This window comes from Paracoccus pacificus, from assembly GCF_042680785.1.
GTDB lineage: Bacteria > Pseudomonadota > Alphaproteobacteria > Rhodobacterales > Rhodobacteraceae > Paracoccus > Paracoccus pacificus.
The window spans coordinates 109,081-126,772 of the sequence record NZ_JBHUEN010000031.1; the positions used below are offsets into that span (position 1 = coordinate 109,081).

Consider the following 17,692-nt stretch of genomic DNA (forward strand, 5'->3'; position numbering starts at 1 on the left):
GATTTTAATCAGGGCAACGCCGAGGTTACCTGCGGCCGGCTTTGCAGAGGATGAACCGGGTCGGTGCGAAGGCAACGAAATGGGTGAACGTTTGCCGCGTAGCTACGTCACCCGCGATTGTTGATGCCTAAAAATGCGGGATATCGGAAAGGGTATCGCGGGTCCTCGCACGTTTGAACCGCGACGTTTCCCGCGGCCGGTCTTCGTGTTGCTTCAGCGGGCGAGAGACCTATCGCGGCCAGTGAAGTTGAGACTTGCTTCGCGCCGGATTTGAATTGGCGAGGGCTTCAAGCGCGCCACATTCTCCGAACCGATCTTGCCGCCGTGCGTTGTGACAAGCTGCGCCGGCCATGCTACAGGTGCGTCCCTGCGTGAACGGTTTACGCCGCTGCTCATATCCGCTCAGCATTGCCTTCGGTGGCGCCGCATTTTGTGCACCGCCTTGGGAAGGGCCAAATGAGAGCCGAAATCCGGCAAGAACGAAATTGATGAATTCGGACTGAATATTGGAAACGGAACAAAAATCTGAGGTCGCCATAGCAGGGCGTCTCTCTGTCGCGCCGATGATGGACTGGACCGACCGCTATTGCCGGGTGTTTCACCGGCGGCTGTCGGCGCGGGCGCTTTTGTATACCGAGATGGTGACGGCGCAGGCGGTTATTCACGGCGACCGGCAGCGGCTTCTGGGCTTTGATGCGGCCGAACAGCCGGTCGCGTTGCAACTGGGCGGCTCGGACCCCGCTGAACTGGCCGAGGCGGCGCGGATCGGGGCCGATGCGGGCTATGTGGAGATCAACCTCAACTGCGGCTGTCCCAGCGACCGCGTGCAATCGGGCTGCTTCGGTGCGGTGCTGATGAAGTCGCCCGATCTGGTGGCCGAATGCGTGGCGCGGATGATCAAAGCCTCACCTGTCGAGGTGACGGTCAAATGCCGCATCGGCGTGGACGCGCAGGAACCGGAGCAGGTATTGCCGGCCTTTATCGCCCAAATGCGCGATGCCGGCGTCCGCCGGATAGCCATTCACGCGCGCAAGGCGTGGCTTCAGGGTCTGAGCCCCAAGGATAACCGAGAGATCCCTCCGCTTAACTATCCGCTGGTCCACCGTATGAAGGCGGATTTCCCCGATCTTGATCTGTCGATCAACGGCGGCATCGACAGCATGGATGCGGTGCGGGATCATTTGCGGGTCATGGACGGGGTGATGGTGGGGCGCGCCGCCTATCATCAGCCATGGCAAATACTGGGGCAGGCCGATCTTCTGTGGGGGCAAAACCCGCCCTTCGACGATCCGGTCGCCGTGGCGCAGGACATGCGCGATGTCATCGGCGCCCATGCCGCGACGGGGGCGCCGATGCACCGCTATACCCGCCACATGCTGGGCCTGTTTCACGGCATGCCCGGCGCGCGCGGCTGGCGGCGGCAATTGTCCGAGGGCGCGGCGCGCGCCGCCGACCGGGCAAGCGCGCTTGCGGTCTATGATGCCGCACTGGCCGAGGTCATGGTGCCTGCCTGATCCAATCCTCCATCGCGCGGGCAAGGATCGTGCGGCGCGCGGCGTTGTGGCTGGCTGCGGTGTAATAAGCCAGCATCATCACCCCGATCAGATAACGCAGAACGGGGCGCTGATCGTCGGCAAGCAGTCCTGGTACCGACAAAAGTGCGGCGTGATCGGCGGTGTCGATGCCGTCGGTCACCTCGGATCCCGGTTGCGTGCGGCGGCTTTCCAGCCAGACCAGAAGCCGCGCCGCGTCGAGCGCCACCGGAATTTCGGATCGCGCCGCCAGATCAATCCCGGTCATACGGTCGCGGGCCGCGTCCCAGAACAGATTGTCGGGGGTCAGATCGCCATGCGATGCCCCGCGTTCGACGCCGACTCCGTGCAGGTGCAGCGATTCGATGCGAAGCTGTTCGACGAAGGCCACCAGCAGGGCGTGCCGGGGAATGTGGCGCCCCGCCACGGCCAGCCGCCGCTCACTCAGGCGCAGCCAATAGGTCGCGCTGAACGGCTTGCGCTCGAGGGATTGGGCGACCAATCGCAGCAACCAGATGCCGACGCGGGCGATCAGGCGGTCGCGTTCGGCGCGGTCGGCGGCGATCAGGGCCTCGGCCACGGGCTGGCCGGGCGCGGCGTCAAACACCAGATAACCTTCGTCCGGCGCGATCCGCAGGGGCAGGGCGACGGCATCCCGCCCCTGACCCAGCGTCGCGGCGGCCGATGAAAGCCGCTCGGCGATCGCGCGGACTTTTGTGGCCCGATCATCGCCGTAGAACTGTTTCAGATAGGCGGTGCGGCCGTCCAGCAGGATCTCGCACACCAGATGACCGGGCCGGTCGCGCAGCAGGCGCAGGAATTTGCCGCCCTTCAGGTGCGGCAGATCGCGGTCACCCTCAGGCCCGTTCGGCAAGTTTGGCCTCGTTCCACAGCCGGTCCATTTCGGCCAGATCGCTGTCGCGGGGTTCGCGCCCCTGACGGGCGAGCGCGTCCTCGATGGCTTCGAAGCGGCGGGTGAATTTGGCATTGGCACCGCGCAACGCGGCCTCGGGGTCGATGTTCAGGTGCCGGGCCAGATTGGCCATGACGAACATCAGATCACCGAATTCCTCGGTCAGATGGGCGTGGTCGGCACTGTCCTTGGCTTCGACCAGTTCGCGTGTCTCCTCGGCGATCTTGTCCAGCACCTCGGCCGGACCGGGCCAGTCGAAACCGACCCGCGCCGCACGGTTCTGCAGCTTCAGCGCGCGGGTCAGCGCCGGCAGGCCAAGCGCCACCCCGTCCAGCACGCGCGCCCGGCCACCGCGTTCGACGGCCTTGATCTTTTCCCAGTCAAGGACCTGCTGGTCGGCCGATTTCTCGCGCGATTCATCGCCGAATACATGCGGATGCCGGGCGATCATCTTGTCGCTGACGGTCCGTGCGACATCGGCAAAACCGAACTTGCCGGTCTCGGACGCCATCTGCGCGTGGTAGACCACCTGCAACAGCAGATCGCCCAATTCTCCGGGAAGCTCATCCCATGCCGCGCGTTCGATCGCGTCGGCGACCTCATAAGCCTCTTCGATCGTATAGGGGGCGATGGTGGCGAAATCCTGTTCGATATCCCAGGGGCAGCCGGTTTCGGGGTCGCGCAGCGCGGCCATGATGTTCAGCAACCGTTCCAGTTCCGCGGTCTCGTCCGGTCGTGCCATTGTCAAACCCTTTGGGATCGGTCTAAGTCGGACGAATTGACCACAGCGCAAGGGCCAAGTCCACATGCCTGTCATCAACCGTATTGCCGCCTTGTCGCCCGAAATGGCCGAGTGGCGGCGGCATTTGCACAGGCATCCCGAGCTTGGTTTCGACTGTCGCGAGACGGCGGCGTTCGTGGCCGGGCGGTTGCGCGAATTCGCCGTCGATGAAATCCACGAAGGCATCGCGACCACCGGCATCGTGGCGATCATCAACGGCCGCGCGCCGGGGCCGGCCATCGGGTTGCGCGCCGATATGGACGCGCTGCCGATGGCCGAGCTGACCGGCGTCGACTATGCCTCGACCGTGCCGGGGCGGATGCATGCCTGCGGGCATGACGGTCACACGACGATGCTGCTTGGTGCGGCAAAATATCTGGCCGAAACCCGTAATTTCTCGGGGCGCGTCGCGCTGATCTTTCAGCCGGCGGAAGAAAGCGGCGGCGGCGGTGAGGTCATGGTGCGCGAGGGCCTGATGGAGCGGTTTGGGATCGAGCAGGTTTTCGCCCTGCACAATAATCCCGGCCAGCAGTTGGGAACGTTTCGGACCGCACCGGGCCCGATCATGGCCGCCGTCGATACGTTCGAGATCACCGTCGCAGGACGCGGCGGCCACGGCGCGATGCCGCATGAGGCCGCCGATCCGGTCGTGGCGGCGGTGGCCATCGTGACGGCCATTCAAACCATCGTCAGCCGGAACAACTATGCGCAGGACGATCTGGTCATCTCGGTCACGCAGATCCATACCGGCAGCGCGGATAACATCATTCCCGAAACGGCGTGGATCTGCGGCACGATCCGCACCTTTGCCCCGCATGTCCGCCAGATGGTGCGCCGGCGGTTGCTTCAGATCATCGAGGGGCAGGCGGTCGCCTATGACGTGAACGCCGATCTGAATTATATCGAGGGCTATCCCGCCACGGTGAACGATGCCGATTGCACCGCTTTCGCGGCGGCCGTCGCCCGCGAGATTTCGGGCGACGACGCCGTGGACGTGAACGTCGCGCGCGAAATGGGGGCCGAGGATTTCAGTTATATGCTTCGCGCGCGGCCCGGATGCTATCTGTTTCTGGGTCAGGGCGAGGGGCCGGGCGTCCATAACCCGAAGTATGATTTCAATGATGAGGTCGCGCCCTATGGCGCCAGTTTCTTCGCCCGACTGGTCGAGCGTGCGCTGCCATTGGCGCGTTAGGGCATGGCTTGGCCTGCAAACCAGCGGTTCCCGGCGCAGGGCATTTAGTTAGGTATTGACCTAAGTGTTTTTGCGGCTATTGTAAGGTTCATGCCTAACAATGCCCCCGGTGTCGAAAATACGTTCAGCGCCCTGTCCGATCCGACGCGACGCGCGGTGGTTCAGGCGCTATCAAAAGGCTCCGCGACCGTCTCGGAACTTGCGGGGTCCTTCGATATGGCGCTGCCGTCATTCACCCAGCATCTTGGGGTGCTCGAAAACGCCGGTCTTATCGTCTCGCACAAACAGGGGCGAAGCCGGGTCTGCGCGCTGAACCCAAGCGCCTTGAAAGCGGCCGAAGATTGGCTGGCGTCCTATCGGCGCGAATGGGAACAGCGGCTTGATCGGCTTGCCCTGCATCTGGACAGGGTGAAAGAAGGAGAAATCGAATGAGTGATCCCAGCAGCAACGGCATTTCGGCATGGGCGGCGCTGCCCCTTGACCGGGAAATCGTTATCGCCCGGGTGGTTGATGCTGACCGCGATACCGCCTTTCGCGCGTGGACCGACCCCGCGCAGATCGTGCAATGGTTCGGACCTGACGGATTCACAATCGAAACCCGCGAAATTGACATCAGGCCGGGTGGTCTGTGGCGGTTCGACATGGTCGCGCCGGACGGGACGCGCTTTTCCAACCGCATGGCGTTTCTGCGTATCGAAACGCCGAAGCTGATCGAGATCGCGCATGGCACGGACAGCGACGATGATCCGGATCGTTTTCGGATGCTTGTCAGTTTCGATCAGCAGGATAACGGCAAAACGGTCGTGACCCTGCGCCAGTTGCATCCCTCGGCCGAACGCCGCGCCATCGTCATTGCGTTCGGCGCGGTCGAATATGGCGCGCAGACGCTGGGGAAACTGGCGCGCTTCGTTGCGGACAGGGCCGGGCGCGGCGGCGACGCCCGCTGAGCCTCAGACGATCAGCGAGGCGCCTTCGGTCGCGGGGGTGCAATGATTGCGGAAGGCCGTGAACAACTCGCGCCCCATGCCGTGGCCATTGGCGGACAGGTCGGCGGTCGCGGGGTGGCGGTTGCCGAAATCCTCGGCCAGACAGTCGATGGTGCCGGTCACCGCGTCCAGCCGCAGCAGATCACCGTTGCGCACCCGCGCGATGGCGCCGCCTTCGGCGGCCTCGGGCGAGATATGGATGGCGGCGGGCACCTTGCCCGATGCGCCCGACATCCGCCCGTCGGTGACCAGCGCCACCCGCAGCCCGCGATCCTGAAGCACCGCAAGGATCGGGGTCAGCGAATGCAGCTCGGGCATGCCGTTGGCGCGAGGGCCCTGAAAGCGGACGACGACGATCGTGTCCTCGGTGAACTCGCCCGCCTTGAACGCCGCCTTGACCTGTTCCTGATCGGTAAAGACGCGGGCTTTCGCTTCGATCACATGACGGTCGGGCGCGACGGCCGAGATCTTTATCACACCGCGACCAAGGTTGCCGTCCAGTTGCCGCAAACCGCCGGTGCTGGCAAACGGATCGCTTGCCGGGCGCAGGATCTTGTCGTTCAGGGTTTGTCGGGCGCCGTCCACCCAGGTCACGCGGCCGTCCGTCACCTTCGGTTCGGCGGTGTATTTATCCAGCCCCCCGCCGGCGATGGTCTTGACGTCGGCATGCAGCAGTCCGGCATCCAGCAACTGCCCGATCATATAGCCAAGGCCGCCGGCGGCGTGGAAATGGTTCACGTCGGCAAGCCCGTTCGGATAGACCCGGGCCATCAGGGGCACGGCTTCCGACAGATCGTGAAAATCCGCGATGTCAAGGATGATGCCGGCGGCCCGGGCCATCGCCGGCAGATGGATGACAAGGTTGGTCGACCCGCCCGTCGCCATCAGCCCGACGATGCCGTTGACGAAAGCACGCTCGTCCAGCACCTCGCCCACCGGCAGGTAGTCGTTGCCCAGCCGGGTAATCGCCGCGGCGCGTTCGACCCCCGCCACGGTCAGCGCATCGCGCAAGGGCGTGTTCGGGTTGACGAAACTCGCGCCCGGCAGGTGCAGGCCCATAAACTCCATCAGCATCTGGTTGGTGTTGGCGGTGCCGTAAAAGGTGCAAGTGCCCGGCGCGTGATAGCTGGCCATCTCGGCCGCCATCAGCGCGTCGCGGCCGATCGCGCCCGCTGCGAACTGCTGCCGGACCTTGGATTTCTCATCATTCGGCATGCCCGAGGGCATCGGACCGGCCGGCAGGAACACCGCCGGCAGATGGCCGAACGTGGCCGCGGCGATGATCAGCCCCGGCACGATCTTGTCGCATACGCCCAGATACAGCGCCGCATCGAATGTGTCGTGCGACAGCGATACCCCCGCCGCCAGCGCGATGACATCGCGCGAAAACAGCGACAACTCCATCCCCGCGCGGCCCTGGGTGACGCCGTCGCACATCGCCGGCACCCCGCCCGCCACCTGCGCCGTCGCCCCGGCATCCCGCGCGGCCTTCCGGATCAGGTTCGGATAGGTTTCATAGGGCTGATGCGCCGAGAGCATGTCGTTATAGGCCGTGACGATCCCGATGTTCGGCTGGCGCGAGGCGACCAGTTCGGGCTTGTCGCCGCCCATCGCGGCATAGGCATGGGCCTGATTGCCGCAGGACAGATGCGCGCGGCGCGGGCCCGCTTCGGCCGCCTTGGCCATGCGGTCAAGATAGGTGGCGCGGCTGTTCAGCGAGCGTTCGCGGATGCGGTCGGTCACACGGGCGATGGTGTCGTTAAGCGACATGGCGTTCTTCCTGACTGGCTGGCGGACGTTCAGGCTGGCGTACCTAGGGCCGAGCTTCGACGGAAACATAACCCGTTAGCGGTAACAGTTCAAGCCCGCTTGCCCGCGGGGGCGTGCTGTGACAGACCGAAACAGCCCCGTGCTTGGGTCCAGGAACAAGGATGACTGATGCGTGACGATGCCCAGCCCGTGATCCGCTTGCGGCCGAAAACCGACGTGCGGGCGATTCGTCATGGTTTCCCGTGGATCTATGCCGATCAGGCGGTGACCGACCGGCGCACCCGCGCCATCGCGCCGGGCAGCTTCGCGGTGCTGGAGGATGCCGAGCGTCAGCCGCTGGCGCTGGTGACGGTGAACCCGGAATCAAAGATCATCGCGCGGGTGATGGACCGCGATCCGGCTGCGCGAATCGATGCGGACTGGCTGGAAGGTCGGCTTTCCCGCGCGCTTGCGATGCGGGTGCGGCTTTATGATCAGCCGTTCTACCGCCTGATCCACGCCGAGGCCGACGGGCTGCCTGGCGTCATCATCGACCGTTTTGGTGATCTCGCCGTTATTCAGCCGAACGCCGCCTGGGCTGACCGTATGGCGGCCGAGATCGCTGAGGCGGTGGTCCGGGTCACCGGGGTAGGCACCGTGATCCTGAACGGATCCGGCCGGGCGCGTGGGCTGGAAGGGCTGGGCGAGCGCGCCGAGGTGCTGATCGGCAGCGCGCCGGCGACCCCGATCGAGGTGCCGATGAATGGTGCGATCTACATGGCCGATGTCATGGGCGGGCAGAAAACCGGGCTGTTCTATGACCAGCGTCCCAACCACGCCTTCGCCAGCCGCTTGGCGGAGGGCGCGCGGGTGTTGGATGTGTTTTCCCATGTCGGCGGTTTCGGGCTGGCCGCGCTTGCCGGCGGGGCGGTGCAGGCGACCTGCGTTGACGGCTCGGCCCCGGCGCTGGAGCTTGCAGCGCAAGGCGCGGCAGCGATGGGCGCGGCCGATCGCCTGACCACCCGCAAGGGCGATGCATTCGCCCAGATGGAGGCACTGGCCGCCGAAGGCGCCCGGTTCGATCTGGTGGTCTGCGACCCGCCGGCCTTCGCGCCATCGAAACAGGCGCTCGAGGCCGGATTGCGCGCCTATGAACGCGTGGCCCGTCTGGCCGCGCCGCTTGTGGCGCCGGGCGGGTATCTGGGCCTGTGTTCCTGTTCGCATGCGGCGGATCTGACGGCGTTTCGGACCGCCAGCGCGCGGGGGATCGGGCGGGGCGGCCGACAGGCGGCGCTGATCCACACCGGACAGGCCGGGCCCGATCATCCGGTTCTGCCGCAGCTTGCCGAAACCGGCTATCTCAAGGCCCTGTTCTTCCGGCTGGACGGATGAAGGCGGTTCTGGACGCCTGCGTCCTTTACCCGACCATCCTGCGCGAGATTCTGGCCGATGTCGCGGCGGCGGATCTTTACCAGCCGGTCTGGTCGCCCCGCATCATCGGCGAATGGACCCGCGCGGCCGAGCGGCTGGGCCCCGATCACGGCCGGGTCGCGGGCGTCGAGGCGGCGCTTTTGTCGGACCGTTTCCCCTTGGCCGCGCGGACCGGAGGGGACGGGCTGGCCGATGGGCTGGATCTTCCCGATCCGGCCGACCGGCATGTGGTGGAAACCGCGCTCGCCTCGGGTGCGCCGGTCATCATCACGCTGAACATGCGCGATTTTCCACGCCGCGCGATGTTGGCGGCCGGATTGCAGGCGCTGCATCCCGACAGCTTCCTGACCGATCTTTGGGCGCGACACCCCGATACCGTCACCGGCGCGGTCACGGCGGCGATGGAAAAGGCACAGCGGATCAGCGGGCAAGCGGTCGACTTGCGCCAGATGATGGGCCGGTCGCGCCTGCCGCGTCTGGGCAAGGCGATTCGGCGCAGCGCCGAGGCTTAGCGCGCGGCCCAATCCGGCGCGCTGGTCGATTGCGCCGGCAAATCGGCCGCATCGGTTTCGTTAGCGCAAACACTGGACAGGCGCCCGGCGGTGTTTTACGGTCTTGGCAACCGGCCGGGCGGGACGCGCAGGCGATAGTTTCAGACAGAGGCGATCCATGGTTTCCAGAGTCATCCCGGTCGAAGATTTCGATCTGGTCATTTTTGGCGCCACCGGCGATCTGGCCAAGCGCAAGATCCTGCCGGGCCTGTTTCGCCGCTATGTCGCGGGCCAGATCACCGACAACTGCCGCATCATCGGCGCCGCGCGCTCGCAGATGGATGATAACGGTTTTCGGGCCGAGGCGACGCAAGCCATCGCCGAATTCACCAAGACGCCCGCCGATGATCCGCAACTGGCTGGGTTTCTGAAGCTGCTCAGCTATGTGCCCATCGACGCCAAGGGCACCGAGGGCTGGGCCGTCCTGAAGGAACGGATGCGCTCGGGCGTGGTCCGGGCGTTTTATTTCTCGGTCGCGCCGTCCCTGTTCGGCGACATTGCCGAGCGTCTGGCGGATAACGGTATCGCGGACGCAAACAGCCGCATCGTCGTCGAAAAGCCCTTCGGCCGCGATCTGGCGACCGCGAAGGCCCTGAACGCCACGCTGGCCCGGCATTTCCACGAGGGGCAGATCTATCGGATCGACCATTATCTGGGCAAGGAAACCGTCCAGAACCTGATGGCGGTGCGCTTTGCCAATATCCTGTTCGAACCGCTTTGGAACGCGCAATACGTCGATCACGTCCAGATCACCGTGGCTGAAACGGTCGGCATCGGCGGGCGCGGCGGCTATTATGATCAGTCCGGCGCCATGCGCGACATGGTGCAGAATCACATGATGCAGCTTCTGTGCCTGACCGCGATGGAGCCGCCCTATCACTTCGACCCCGATGCGGTCCGCGACGAGAAGCTCAAGGTGATCCGCGCCCTTGAGCCCGTGGGCGTCGATGACATTGTTCGCGGCCAGTATCGCGCCCGGGGGGATGAGCCCGATTATCTGACCGACGCCGAAAACCCCGACAGCCGCACCGAAAGCTATGTGGCGCTGAAGGTGCTGATTTCGAACTGGCGCTGGCAGGGGACGCCCTTCTATCTGCGCACCGGCAAGAAGCTGCGCGCCCGGACCAGCGAGATCGCCGTGGTGTTCCGCGAGCCGCCGCATTCGATCTTTGACGATGACGAGGGCCAGCGCCCGAACGAGCTGGTCATACGGCTGCAACCGAATGAGGGCATGAACCTCAAGGTGATGATCAAGGAACCCGGTCCCGGGGGCATGCGTCTGGTGCAGGTGCCGCTGGACATGTCCTTCGCCGAGGCGCTTGGCCCCGAAGGCGCCGACATGCCCGACGCTTACGAGCGGCTGATCATGGACGTGATCCGGGGCAACCAGACGCTGTTCATGCGCGGCGACGAGGTCGAGGCGGCATGGGCCTGGACCGATCCGATCATCGCCGCATGGGAGAATGGCAAGGATCGCCCCGAGGGCTATGACGCGGGATCATCCGGCCCCGAGGAGGCATTGCGGTTGCTGCATCGCGACAACCGCCGTTGGCGGGAGATTGCGGCATGACACCTGACCTTGTCGAATATCCCGACCGCGAGATGCTGACGATCTCGCTGGCGAACCGGATCGCCAGCCAGTTGGCCCAGCATCTGCGCACGAACGATCAGGCGGTCCTGTGCGTGCCCGGCGGCTCGACCCCGGCGCCGGTGTTCCGGACGCTTTCGGGCGCCGATCTGGACTGGTCGCGGGTCACGGTTCTCTTGAACGATGAACGTTGGGTCGATCGCGACAGCCCGCGCTCGAACAGTGCGCTGCTGGCCCGGAACCTGTTTCAGGGTCCGGCGGCGGCGGCGCAGTATCTGGACCTTTACACCGGCGCCCCCACCCCTGCCGATGCCGCCCCGGCACTGGCCGAGCAGGTCTCGGCCGTGCTGCCGATCACGGTGCTGCTCTTGGGCATGGGAAATGACATGCATACGGCAAGCCTTTTCCCGCGCGCCGAGGGGCTGGCCGAGGCGCTGTCCCATGATGCGCCCGCGGTTATGGCGATGACCGGTGGCGATGAGGCGGAGCCGCGCGTGACCCTTACCCTGCCGGCGCTGAAATCCGCGCTTTGGACCCATGTGATGATCACCGGCACCGACAAGCGCGAGGCGCTGGAACGGGCGGCGGACTTTGACCCGCAGGCGGCGCCGATCCGGGCGTTTCTGGACGATGCAACGGTCCATTGGGCCGAGTAGCAGGGGATGAACGCGATGACGCTGAACCGCATCTGGGACGAGCTGGTCGCTTATCGGCGGGCGCATGAGGATCAGCCCATACTCGCGCTGTTCGACAAGGGCGACCGGGTCGAACGCTTTGGCACCAAGGCCGGGGGCCTGTGGCTTGACTGGTCAAAGACGGCCATCGACGACAAGGCGTTGGAGCTGTTGTTGCAGCTTGCCGACAAGGGCGGCGTGGCCGAGCGTCGCGAGGCGATGTTCGCCGGCGCCCATATCAACGAGACCGAGGACCGCGCGGTTCTACATACCGCCCTGCGCAATCTGAATGACGCCGTGGTCGTCGACGGGGTCGATGTCATGCCGGGCGTGCGCGCGGTTCATGCGGCGATGTCCGATTTCGCGCGCAAGGTCCGCGATGGCCGTTTCAAGGGGCAGGGGGGCGCAATCACCGACGTGGTGAATATCGGCATCGGCGGGTCGGATCTTGGTCCCAAGATGGCGACCCTGGCGCTCGCGCCCTGGCATGACGGGCCGCGGGTGCATTTCGTCTCGAACGTCGATGGCGCAGATATCGCCGATACGCTGGCGCCGCTCGACCCCGCGACGACGCTGGTGATCGTCGCCTCGAAAACCTTCACCACGATCGAGACGATGACCAATGCCGAGACCGCCCGGCGCTGGATGGAACGCGCGATCGGCGCGGCCGCGCCCGGGCAATTCGCCGCCGTGTCGACCGCGCTGGACAAGACCAGCGCCTTCGGCATCGACGCCGATCGCGTGTTCGGTTTTGCCGACTGGGTCGGGGGGCGCTATTCGGTCTGGGGACCGATCGGCCTGTCGCTGATGATCGCCATCGGCCCCGACCGCTTCGACGAGTTTCTGGCCGGCGGCGCGGCGATGGACGCCCATTTCCGGGCCACGCCACTGGATCAGAACCTTCCCGTCATGCTGGCGCTGGTCGGCATCTGGCATCATCAGATCTGCGGCTATGCCACCCGCGCGGTGTTGCCCTATGACAACCGGCTGTCCCGGCTGCCGGCCTATCTGCAACAGCTCGAGATGGAATCGAACGGCAAATCCGTGGCGATGGACGGCACGCCGCTGGAGCGGGTCTCGGGGCCCGTCGTCTGGGGCGAACCCGGAACCAACGGCCAGCATGCGTTTTATCAACTGATCCATCAGGGGACCGCCGTCATCCCGGCCGAATTCATGGTGGCGGCGCGCGGGCATGAGCCCGATCTGGCGCATCAGCACATGCTGCTTGTCGCGAACTGTCTGGCGCAGTCCGAGGCACTGATGCGGGGCCGTGATCTGGAACAGGCCCGGGCGCTGATGGCCGCCAAAGGCCTGACCGGGGCCGAGCTGGACCGGCAGGCCCGCCACCGGGTATTTCCGGGCAACCGCCCCTCGACCACATTGCTGTTCGACCAGTTGACGCCGCGCATGCTGGGCCAGATCATCGCGCTTTACGAACACCGGGTTTTCGTCGAGGGCGTGATTCTGGGCATCAACAGCTTCGACCAATGGGGGGTTGAATTGGGCAAGGAACTGGCGTTGAAGGTCGAGCCGCTGTTGAAGGGGCAGGACACCGGCGGGCACGATCCGTCGACCGTGCATCTGGCCGAGATGGTGTGGGAGATGCGTGGTGCCGACTGAGGCGAGGCGCGGAGCAAGGGGCCAAGGTAAAAGTTTTGCAGTGCAGCCCCTCAAAAAGCTACGTCGCTCGTCCATGTCGGATAACTTGGAACCCAGACCCCCTCATGGCGCACAGCCCATGCGATGAGGCGCAAACCGCGCATAGCTGCCGTTGCTCATCGCTAAGTCGGTTTCAACCGGCCATTGGCCAAAGCTATGGGTTGTCGCGTTTGCAAGCCGCAAAGCTGTCGTCCGCCGCAAGCGCAACGCCTGCAAAAGCACGGCGCGCTAGGTTGTGGGCAATGCCGCCTTCTACTGTGACTTGCGAGGAGGTTCTTGGCAGTTGATCGTACGCCGTCGGACGTGGCAGTTTTGCTTGGCAGGATAATCGGATGAAGTCTATTGGAATCATTCCGCGAGAGCGGCTGGCCCATATACCCCCGCGCTACCATGCCCGGCACGAGTTCTGTTTCCATCTGCACGATCTTATGAACGGGCTCCTTGTGCAGATGGAAAATTCGCATGCCGGTCATGTCGGAGTCGATCTTGCCGAGGGTGAACTGGAAAAATTAAAGAATACCCCGAATGTACTCGATTTCCTTGCGGCATCTGGCCGAGGCGAGATCGAGCGACGGGTCGTTGTGAATTATATTTCTATCGCGCTCTACGCTGACCTTCTACACTTCGTATACGAAGCCCTTCGGTCGCTGGAAAAGCGCAAGTTCGCTGTTGCCTTGTCGCTGCTGCGTAAGCCCTTTAAGGAAAGCATGCTGATCGCAGCACAGATGTGTGTCGACGAGACAGCACTGTTTGCGAAGCTCAAGAATGATGCGGCCAATCTGCTCAACCGTAGAGAGCTGGATGAGCAGCGGACGCGACAACTTCTCAGAGATGCTATCTCGGTCGCATGCAAAGGGCCGGCCGTTGTACACGCTGATCTGATATATGACGCAGTATTCGATCGGAAGAATGCGTTCGGCCTCGCCGGACTGTTCGACCAGGCAACTCATCTCGTGACCGAGAACAGTCAAATCAGAACTGAGAACTACAACATGAATTTCATCTTCAAGAACCCATCCGACAACGACGTGTATGCGGGGGATACCTACCGGCATATCGCAATGGTGCTGCAGTTTCTCGCTCTCCTGCAGATCAACCTTTACGGGCGCATGACCGAGATCAGCCGCCACCACCGCAATTGGCTGCTCTTCACGTCGCTGGGCACATTCGAGGCACTGTTCAAATCTGGTAGCGCAAATATTACTCGGCTCGTGCGGTCTACTTTTGGTGATCTTCTTAAATGCAGCATATGCGGCGAACGCATGCGGCTCTTAAAGACCGACGCGCCACGTCTCTTCATCGCCGAACGGATCGAGTGTTCCAAATGCGGCGTGGAGCAGGGCTTCCCGTTCGGATGGCTTTTAGGAAAGCTCGACATGAACCTTTTTGACGACAAAGATGCGGATGGAAAGCGCCGATAGCCACCATTGTGGCGGCTGCAGCGAACCGCAACTTCGTCCTTAAAGCAGTTCATCGCAGCTCCCAGTCACGCCCCAAAAAAACGCGCGACGATTTCCCGCCGCGCGTTTTTCATTTCCCACGCTGACCGCCCCTGATCCGGAACGGCCTTGCGCTTTAGCCTCAGGACTTGGCCAGGTTCCGCAGCACATACTGCAGCACGCCGCCGTTTTCCAGATATTCGATCTCGACCTCGGTATCGACGCGGGCTTTCAGCTTGATCACCTTTTCGGTGCCATCGGCATAGCGGATCGTCGCGTCGACGATCTTCAGCGGCGTGAAATCTTCGGCCAGCCCGGTGATCGAGATGACCTCATCGCCTTTCAGGCCCAGCGACTTACGGTTCTGCCCTTCGGTGAACTCCAGCGGGATAACGCCCATGCCGACCAGATTCGAGCGGTGGATACGCTCGAACGATTCGGCGATGACCGCCTTGACGCCCAGAAGGTTGGTGCCCTTGGCCGCCCAGTCGCGCGACGAACCGGCGCCATATTCCGCGCCGCCGATGACGATCAGCGGCACACCCGCCGCCTGATAGGCCATGGCCGCGTCATAGATCGAGGTCTGCGCCCCGTCCGGCCCTTTGGTATAGCCGCCCTCGACGCCTTCCAGCATCTCGTTCTTGATGCGGATGTTGGCAAAGGTGCCGCGCATCATCACTTCGTGGTTGCCGCGGCGCGAACCGTAGCTATTGAAGTCGCGCGGCGCCACCTGCCGCTCGGTCAGATACTGGCCGGCGGGGGTGGTCGGCTTGAACGAACCGGCAGGGCTGATGTGGTCGGTGGTGATCATGTCGCCAAGGATCGCAAGCTCGCGGGCGTCCCGGATGTCCGAGATCACGCCGGGTTGCATGGTCATGCCACGGAAATACGGCGGATTCTGTATATAGGTCGAGGTCGGCGGCCAGTCATAGGTCTCGCTGTCGGTGACCTTCACGTCCTGCCAGCGTTCATCGCCTTTGAAGACGTCGGCGTATTTTTCCTGGAACATCTCGCGGGTGACGACGCTTTCGACCAGCTCGGCCACCTCTTTCGAGGTCGGCCAGATGTCTTTCAGGAACACCGGTTTGCCGTTCTTGTCGAAACCAAGCGGATCGTTGGAGATGTCGATGTTCATGTCACCAGCGATCGCATAGGCGACGACAAGCGGCGGCGAGGCCAGATAGTTGGCGCGCACGTCGGGCGAGATCCGGCCTTCAAAGTTGCGGTTGCCCGACAGGACCGAAACCGCGATCAGGTCGTTATCGCTGATCGACTTCGAGATCGGCGCGTCGAGCGGGCCCGAGTTGCCGATGCAGGTGGTGCAGCCGAAGCCGACCAGATCGAAGCCGAGCGCGTCCAGATCCTCTTGCAGGCCGGCGGCCTTCAGATAGGCCTCGACCACCTGCGACCCGGGGGCAAGCGAGGTCTTGACCCAAGGCTTGCGGTTCAGCCCAAGGGCGCGCGCCTTGCGGGCGACCAGACCGGCGGCCATCAGCACATAGGGGTTCGAGGTGTTGGTGCAGGAGGTGATCGCCGCGATCACGATCGAGCCGTCATGCAGATCGTAATCCGAACCGTCGACCTTGCCCTCGTGATAGCCGTCGCGGTGGCCGGGCATCACGGTCGGGGCGGGGGCGCCGCCTTCCTCGTTCCAGACCTTGGCTTCCTCGCGGGTCGGTTCCTTCAGTTTGCGGTTGCCGCACACGTATTTGCTGAACTCATAGGCGGCATCGGTCAGCGCGACGTGATCCTGCGGGCGCGAGGGGCCCGAGATCGCCGGCACGACATCGCCCTGATCCAGCTCCAGCGTCGAGGTATAGATCGGCGCGTAATCCTTGCCGCGCCAGAAGCCGTTCGCCTTGGCATAGGCCTCGACCAGCGCGATCCGGTCCTCTTCGCGGCCGGTCTGGCGCAGGTACCGCAGGGTTTCGTCGTCGACCGGGAAGAAGCCGCAGGTGGCGCCGTATTCGGGGGCCATGTTGGCGATGGTGGCGCGGTCGGGCAGCGGCATGTGATCCAAGCCGTCGCCGTAGAATTCGACGAATTTGTTCACCACGCCATGCTTGCGCAGCATCTGCACCACCTTCAGCACCAGATCGGTGGCGGTCACGCCCTCGCGCAGCGCGCCGGTGATCTTGAAGCCGACGACCTCGGGGATCAGCATGGAAATCGGCTGGCCCAGCATCGCGGCCTCGGCCTCGATCCCGCCGACGCCCCAGCCCAGAACCGCAAGGCCGTTGACCATGGTGGTGTGGCTGTCGGTGCCGACCAGCGTGTCGGGATAGGCGACGTTCTTGCCGTTCTGATCGGTATCGGTCCAGACCGTCTGGGCCAGATATTCAAGGTTGACCTGATGGCAGATGCCGGTGCCGGGCGGCACCACGCGGAAGTTGTTGAACGCGTTCTGACCCCATTTCAGAAAGGTATAACGCTCCATATTCCGTTCATATTCGCGCTCGACGTTGAACTGGAAGGCGCGGGGCGTGCCGAATTCGTCGACCATGACCGAGTGGTCGATGACCAGATCGACCGGGTTCAGCGGGTTGATCTTCTGCGCGTCACCGCCAAGCGCCTTGATGCCGTCGCGCATCGCGGCTAGGTCCACGACCGCCGGCACGCCGGTGAAGTCCTGCATCAGCACCCGGGCCGGACGATAGGCGATCTCGCGCGGGTTCTTGCCGTCCTTTTGCGCCCATTCGGCGAAAGCCTTCACGTCGTCGGTGCTGACGGTGCGGCCGCCGTCCTCGAACCGCAGCATGTTTTCCAGCACCACCCGCAGACTGGCCGGCAGACGCGAGAAATCGCCCAGGCCCGCGTCGGTCGCGGCTTCGATCGAGAAATAGCTGTAGGTATTGCCGCCGACCTTGAGGTCGCGGCGGGTTTTGGCGGTGTCTTGTCCTGTGACGATGGGCATCAGGGCCTCCCTGTCTGGGAAAAAATGGATGGGGCGGGGCGAATGATGTGGGTCATTTGGCCCAAATTCGGACGTGGCGCAAGGGGGCAGCGGTGAAATTGCATACCATAGTATGCCGAAAATGTCATGCGCGGCATCAACTCGCCTTCTGCTTGTGCCTGACTTGTGATCTCGGGCGGCGAAACGCGGGCGGGCGCGGCGAAAACCCCGGCCCGGCACTGTGGCAAGGCTGCACCGGACGGTGGGCTTGGCGGCCGCTCGCAATTCGTTGATTGGCCCGAAG

General features: G+C 64.1%; 14 protein-coding genes. 10 read left to right on the top strand and 4 right to left on the bottom strand.

Features of this window, described 5'->3' with window-relative positions:
• Positions 1-506: 506 nt before the first annotated feature.
• On the top strand, positions 507-1,514 hold the full coding sequence (dusA, locus tag ACFSCT_RS11290) for a tRNA dihydrouridine(20/20a) synthase DusA (protein ID WP_379142809.1): 1,008 nt from the start codon (positions 507-509) through the stop codon (positions 1,512-1,514).
• Here the strand turns inward: dusA and ACFSCT_RS11295 are convergent.
• Both ACFSCT_RS11295 and mazG read right to left on the bottom strand, forming a co-directional pair.
• Positions 1,498-2,406: a phosphotransferase gene (locus ACFSCT_RS11295; RefSeq protein WP_379142812.1), complete on the bottom strand. Its 909-nt coding sequence runs from the start codon at positions 2,404-2,406 to the stop codon at positions 1,498-1,500. The genes dusA and ACFSCT_RS11295 overlap by 17 nt on opposite strands.
• Positions 2,390-3,187, bottom strand: coding sequence for a nucleoside triphosphate pyrophosphohydrolase (gene mazG / locus ACFSCT_RS11300; protein ID WP_379142814.1), 798 nt, complete (start codon positions 3,185-3,187; stop codon positions 2,390-2,392). Before mazG ends, ACFSCT_RS11295 begins: the two co-directional genes overlap by 17 nt.
• A 64-nt stretch (positions 3,188-3,251) precedes the next feature.
• Between mazG and ACFSCT_RS11305 the strand changes: the two genes are divergently transcribed.
• The 3 genes from ACFSCT_RS11305 to ACFSCT_RS11315 all read left to right on the top strand — a co-directional run bounded on the left by ACFSCT_RS11305 (position 3,252) and on the right by ACFSCT_RS11315 (position 5,365).
• Positions 3,252-4,418: a M20 aminoacylase family protein gene (locus ACFSCT_RS11305; protein ID WP_379142815.1), complete on the top strand. Its 1,167-nt coding sequence runs from the start codon at positions 3,252-3,254 to the stop codon at positions 4,416-4,418.
• Positions 4,419-4,508: 90 nt separating this feature from the next.
• The gene (locus tag ACFSCT_RS11310) at positions 4,509-4,850 is read left to right on the top strand and encodes an ArsR/SmtB family transcription factor (protein ID WP_379142817.1); all 342 of its coding nucleotides are present in this window, start codon (positions 4,509-4,511) and stop codon (positions 4,848-4,850) included.
• Positions 4,847-5,365, top strand: coding sequence for an SRPBCC family protein (locus ACFSCT_RS11315; protein WP_379142819.1), 519 nt, complete (start codon positions 4,847-4,849; stop codon positions 5,363-5,365). Before ACFSCT_RS11310 ends, ACFSCT_RS11315 begins: the two co-directional genes overlap by 4 nt.
• A gap of 3 nt (positions 5,366-5,368) precedes the next feature.
• On the opposite strand, the gene edd is transcribed toward ACFSCT_RS11315, so the two are convergent.
• Entirely contained in the window at positions 5,369-7,174 is a 1,806-nt protein-coding gene (edd, locus tag ACFSCT_RS11320) for a phosphogluconate dehydratase (RefSeq protein WP_379142820.1), read from the bottom strand.
• A 168-nt stretch (positions 7,175-7,342) separates the two neighbouring features.
• Between edd and ACFSCT_RS11325 the strand changes: the two genes are divergently transcribed.
• The 6 genes from ACFSCT_RS11325 to ACFSCT_RS11350 all read left to right on the top strand — a co-directional run bounded on the left by ACFSCT_RS11325 (position 7,343) and on the right by ACFSCT_RS11350 (position 14,477).
• Positions 7,343-8,545: an RSP_2647 family RNA methyltransferase gene (locus ACFSCT_RS11325; RefSeq protein ID WP_379142822.1), complete on the top strand. Its 1,203-nt coding sequence runs from the start codon at positions 7,343-7,345 to the stop codon at positions 8,543-8,545.
• Positions 8,542-9,096 (top strand): RSP_2648 family PIN domain-containing protein, encoded by a 555-nt coding sequence (locus ACFSCT_RS11330; RefSeq protein WP_379142824.1) that lies wholly within the window; start codon positions 8,542-8,544, stop codon positions 9,094-9,096. The genes ACFSCT_RS11325 and ACFSCT_RS11330 overlap by 4 nt, the downstream gene beginning before the upstream one ends.
• Before the next feature lie 157 nt (positions 9,097-9,253).
• Positions 9,254-10,705 (top strand): glucose-6-phosphate dehydrogenase, encoded by a 1,452-nt coding sequence (zwf, locus tag ACFSCT_RS11335; protein WP_379142825.1) that lies wholly within the window; start codon positions 9,254-9,256, stop codon positions 10,703-10,705.
• Positions 10,702-11,379 carry a 6-phosphogluconolactonase gene (gene pgl / locus ACFSCT_RS11340; protein ID WP_379142827.1) on the top strand — a complete coding sequence of 226 codons (678 nt, stop codon included), beginning with the start codon at positions 10,702-10,704 and terminating at the stop codon, positions 11,377-11,379. The genes zwf and pgl overlap by 4 nt, the downstream gene beginning before the upstream one ends.
• Before the next feature lie 21 nt (positions 11,380-11,400).
• On the top strand, positions 11,401-13,017 hold the full coding sequence (gene pgi, locus ACFSCT_RS11345) for a glucose-6-phosphate isomerase (RefSeq protein ID WP_379142897.1): 1,617 nt from the start codon (positions 11,401-11,403) through the stop codon (positions 13,015-13,017).
• Between the two features lie 371 nt (positions 13,018-13,388).
• Entirely contained in the window at positions 13,389-14,477 is a 1,089-nt protein-coding gene (locus tag ACFSCT_RS11350; protein WP_379142829.1) for a hypothetical protein, read from the top strand.
• 160 nt (positions 14,478-14,637) lie between these two features.
• On the opposite strand, the gene acnA is transcribed toward ACFSCT_RS11350, so the two are convergent.
• Entirely contained in the window at positions 14,638-17,409 is a 2,772-nt protein-coding gene (gene acnA / locus ACFSCT_RS11355; RefSeq protein WP_379142831.1) for an aconitate hydratase AcnA, read from the bottom strand.
• Positions 17,410-17,692 lie beyond the last annotated feature (283 nt).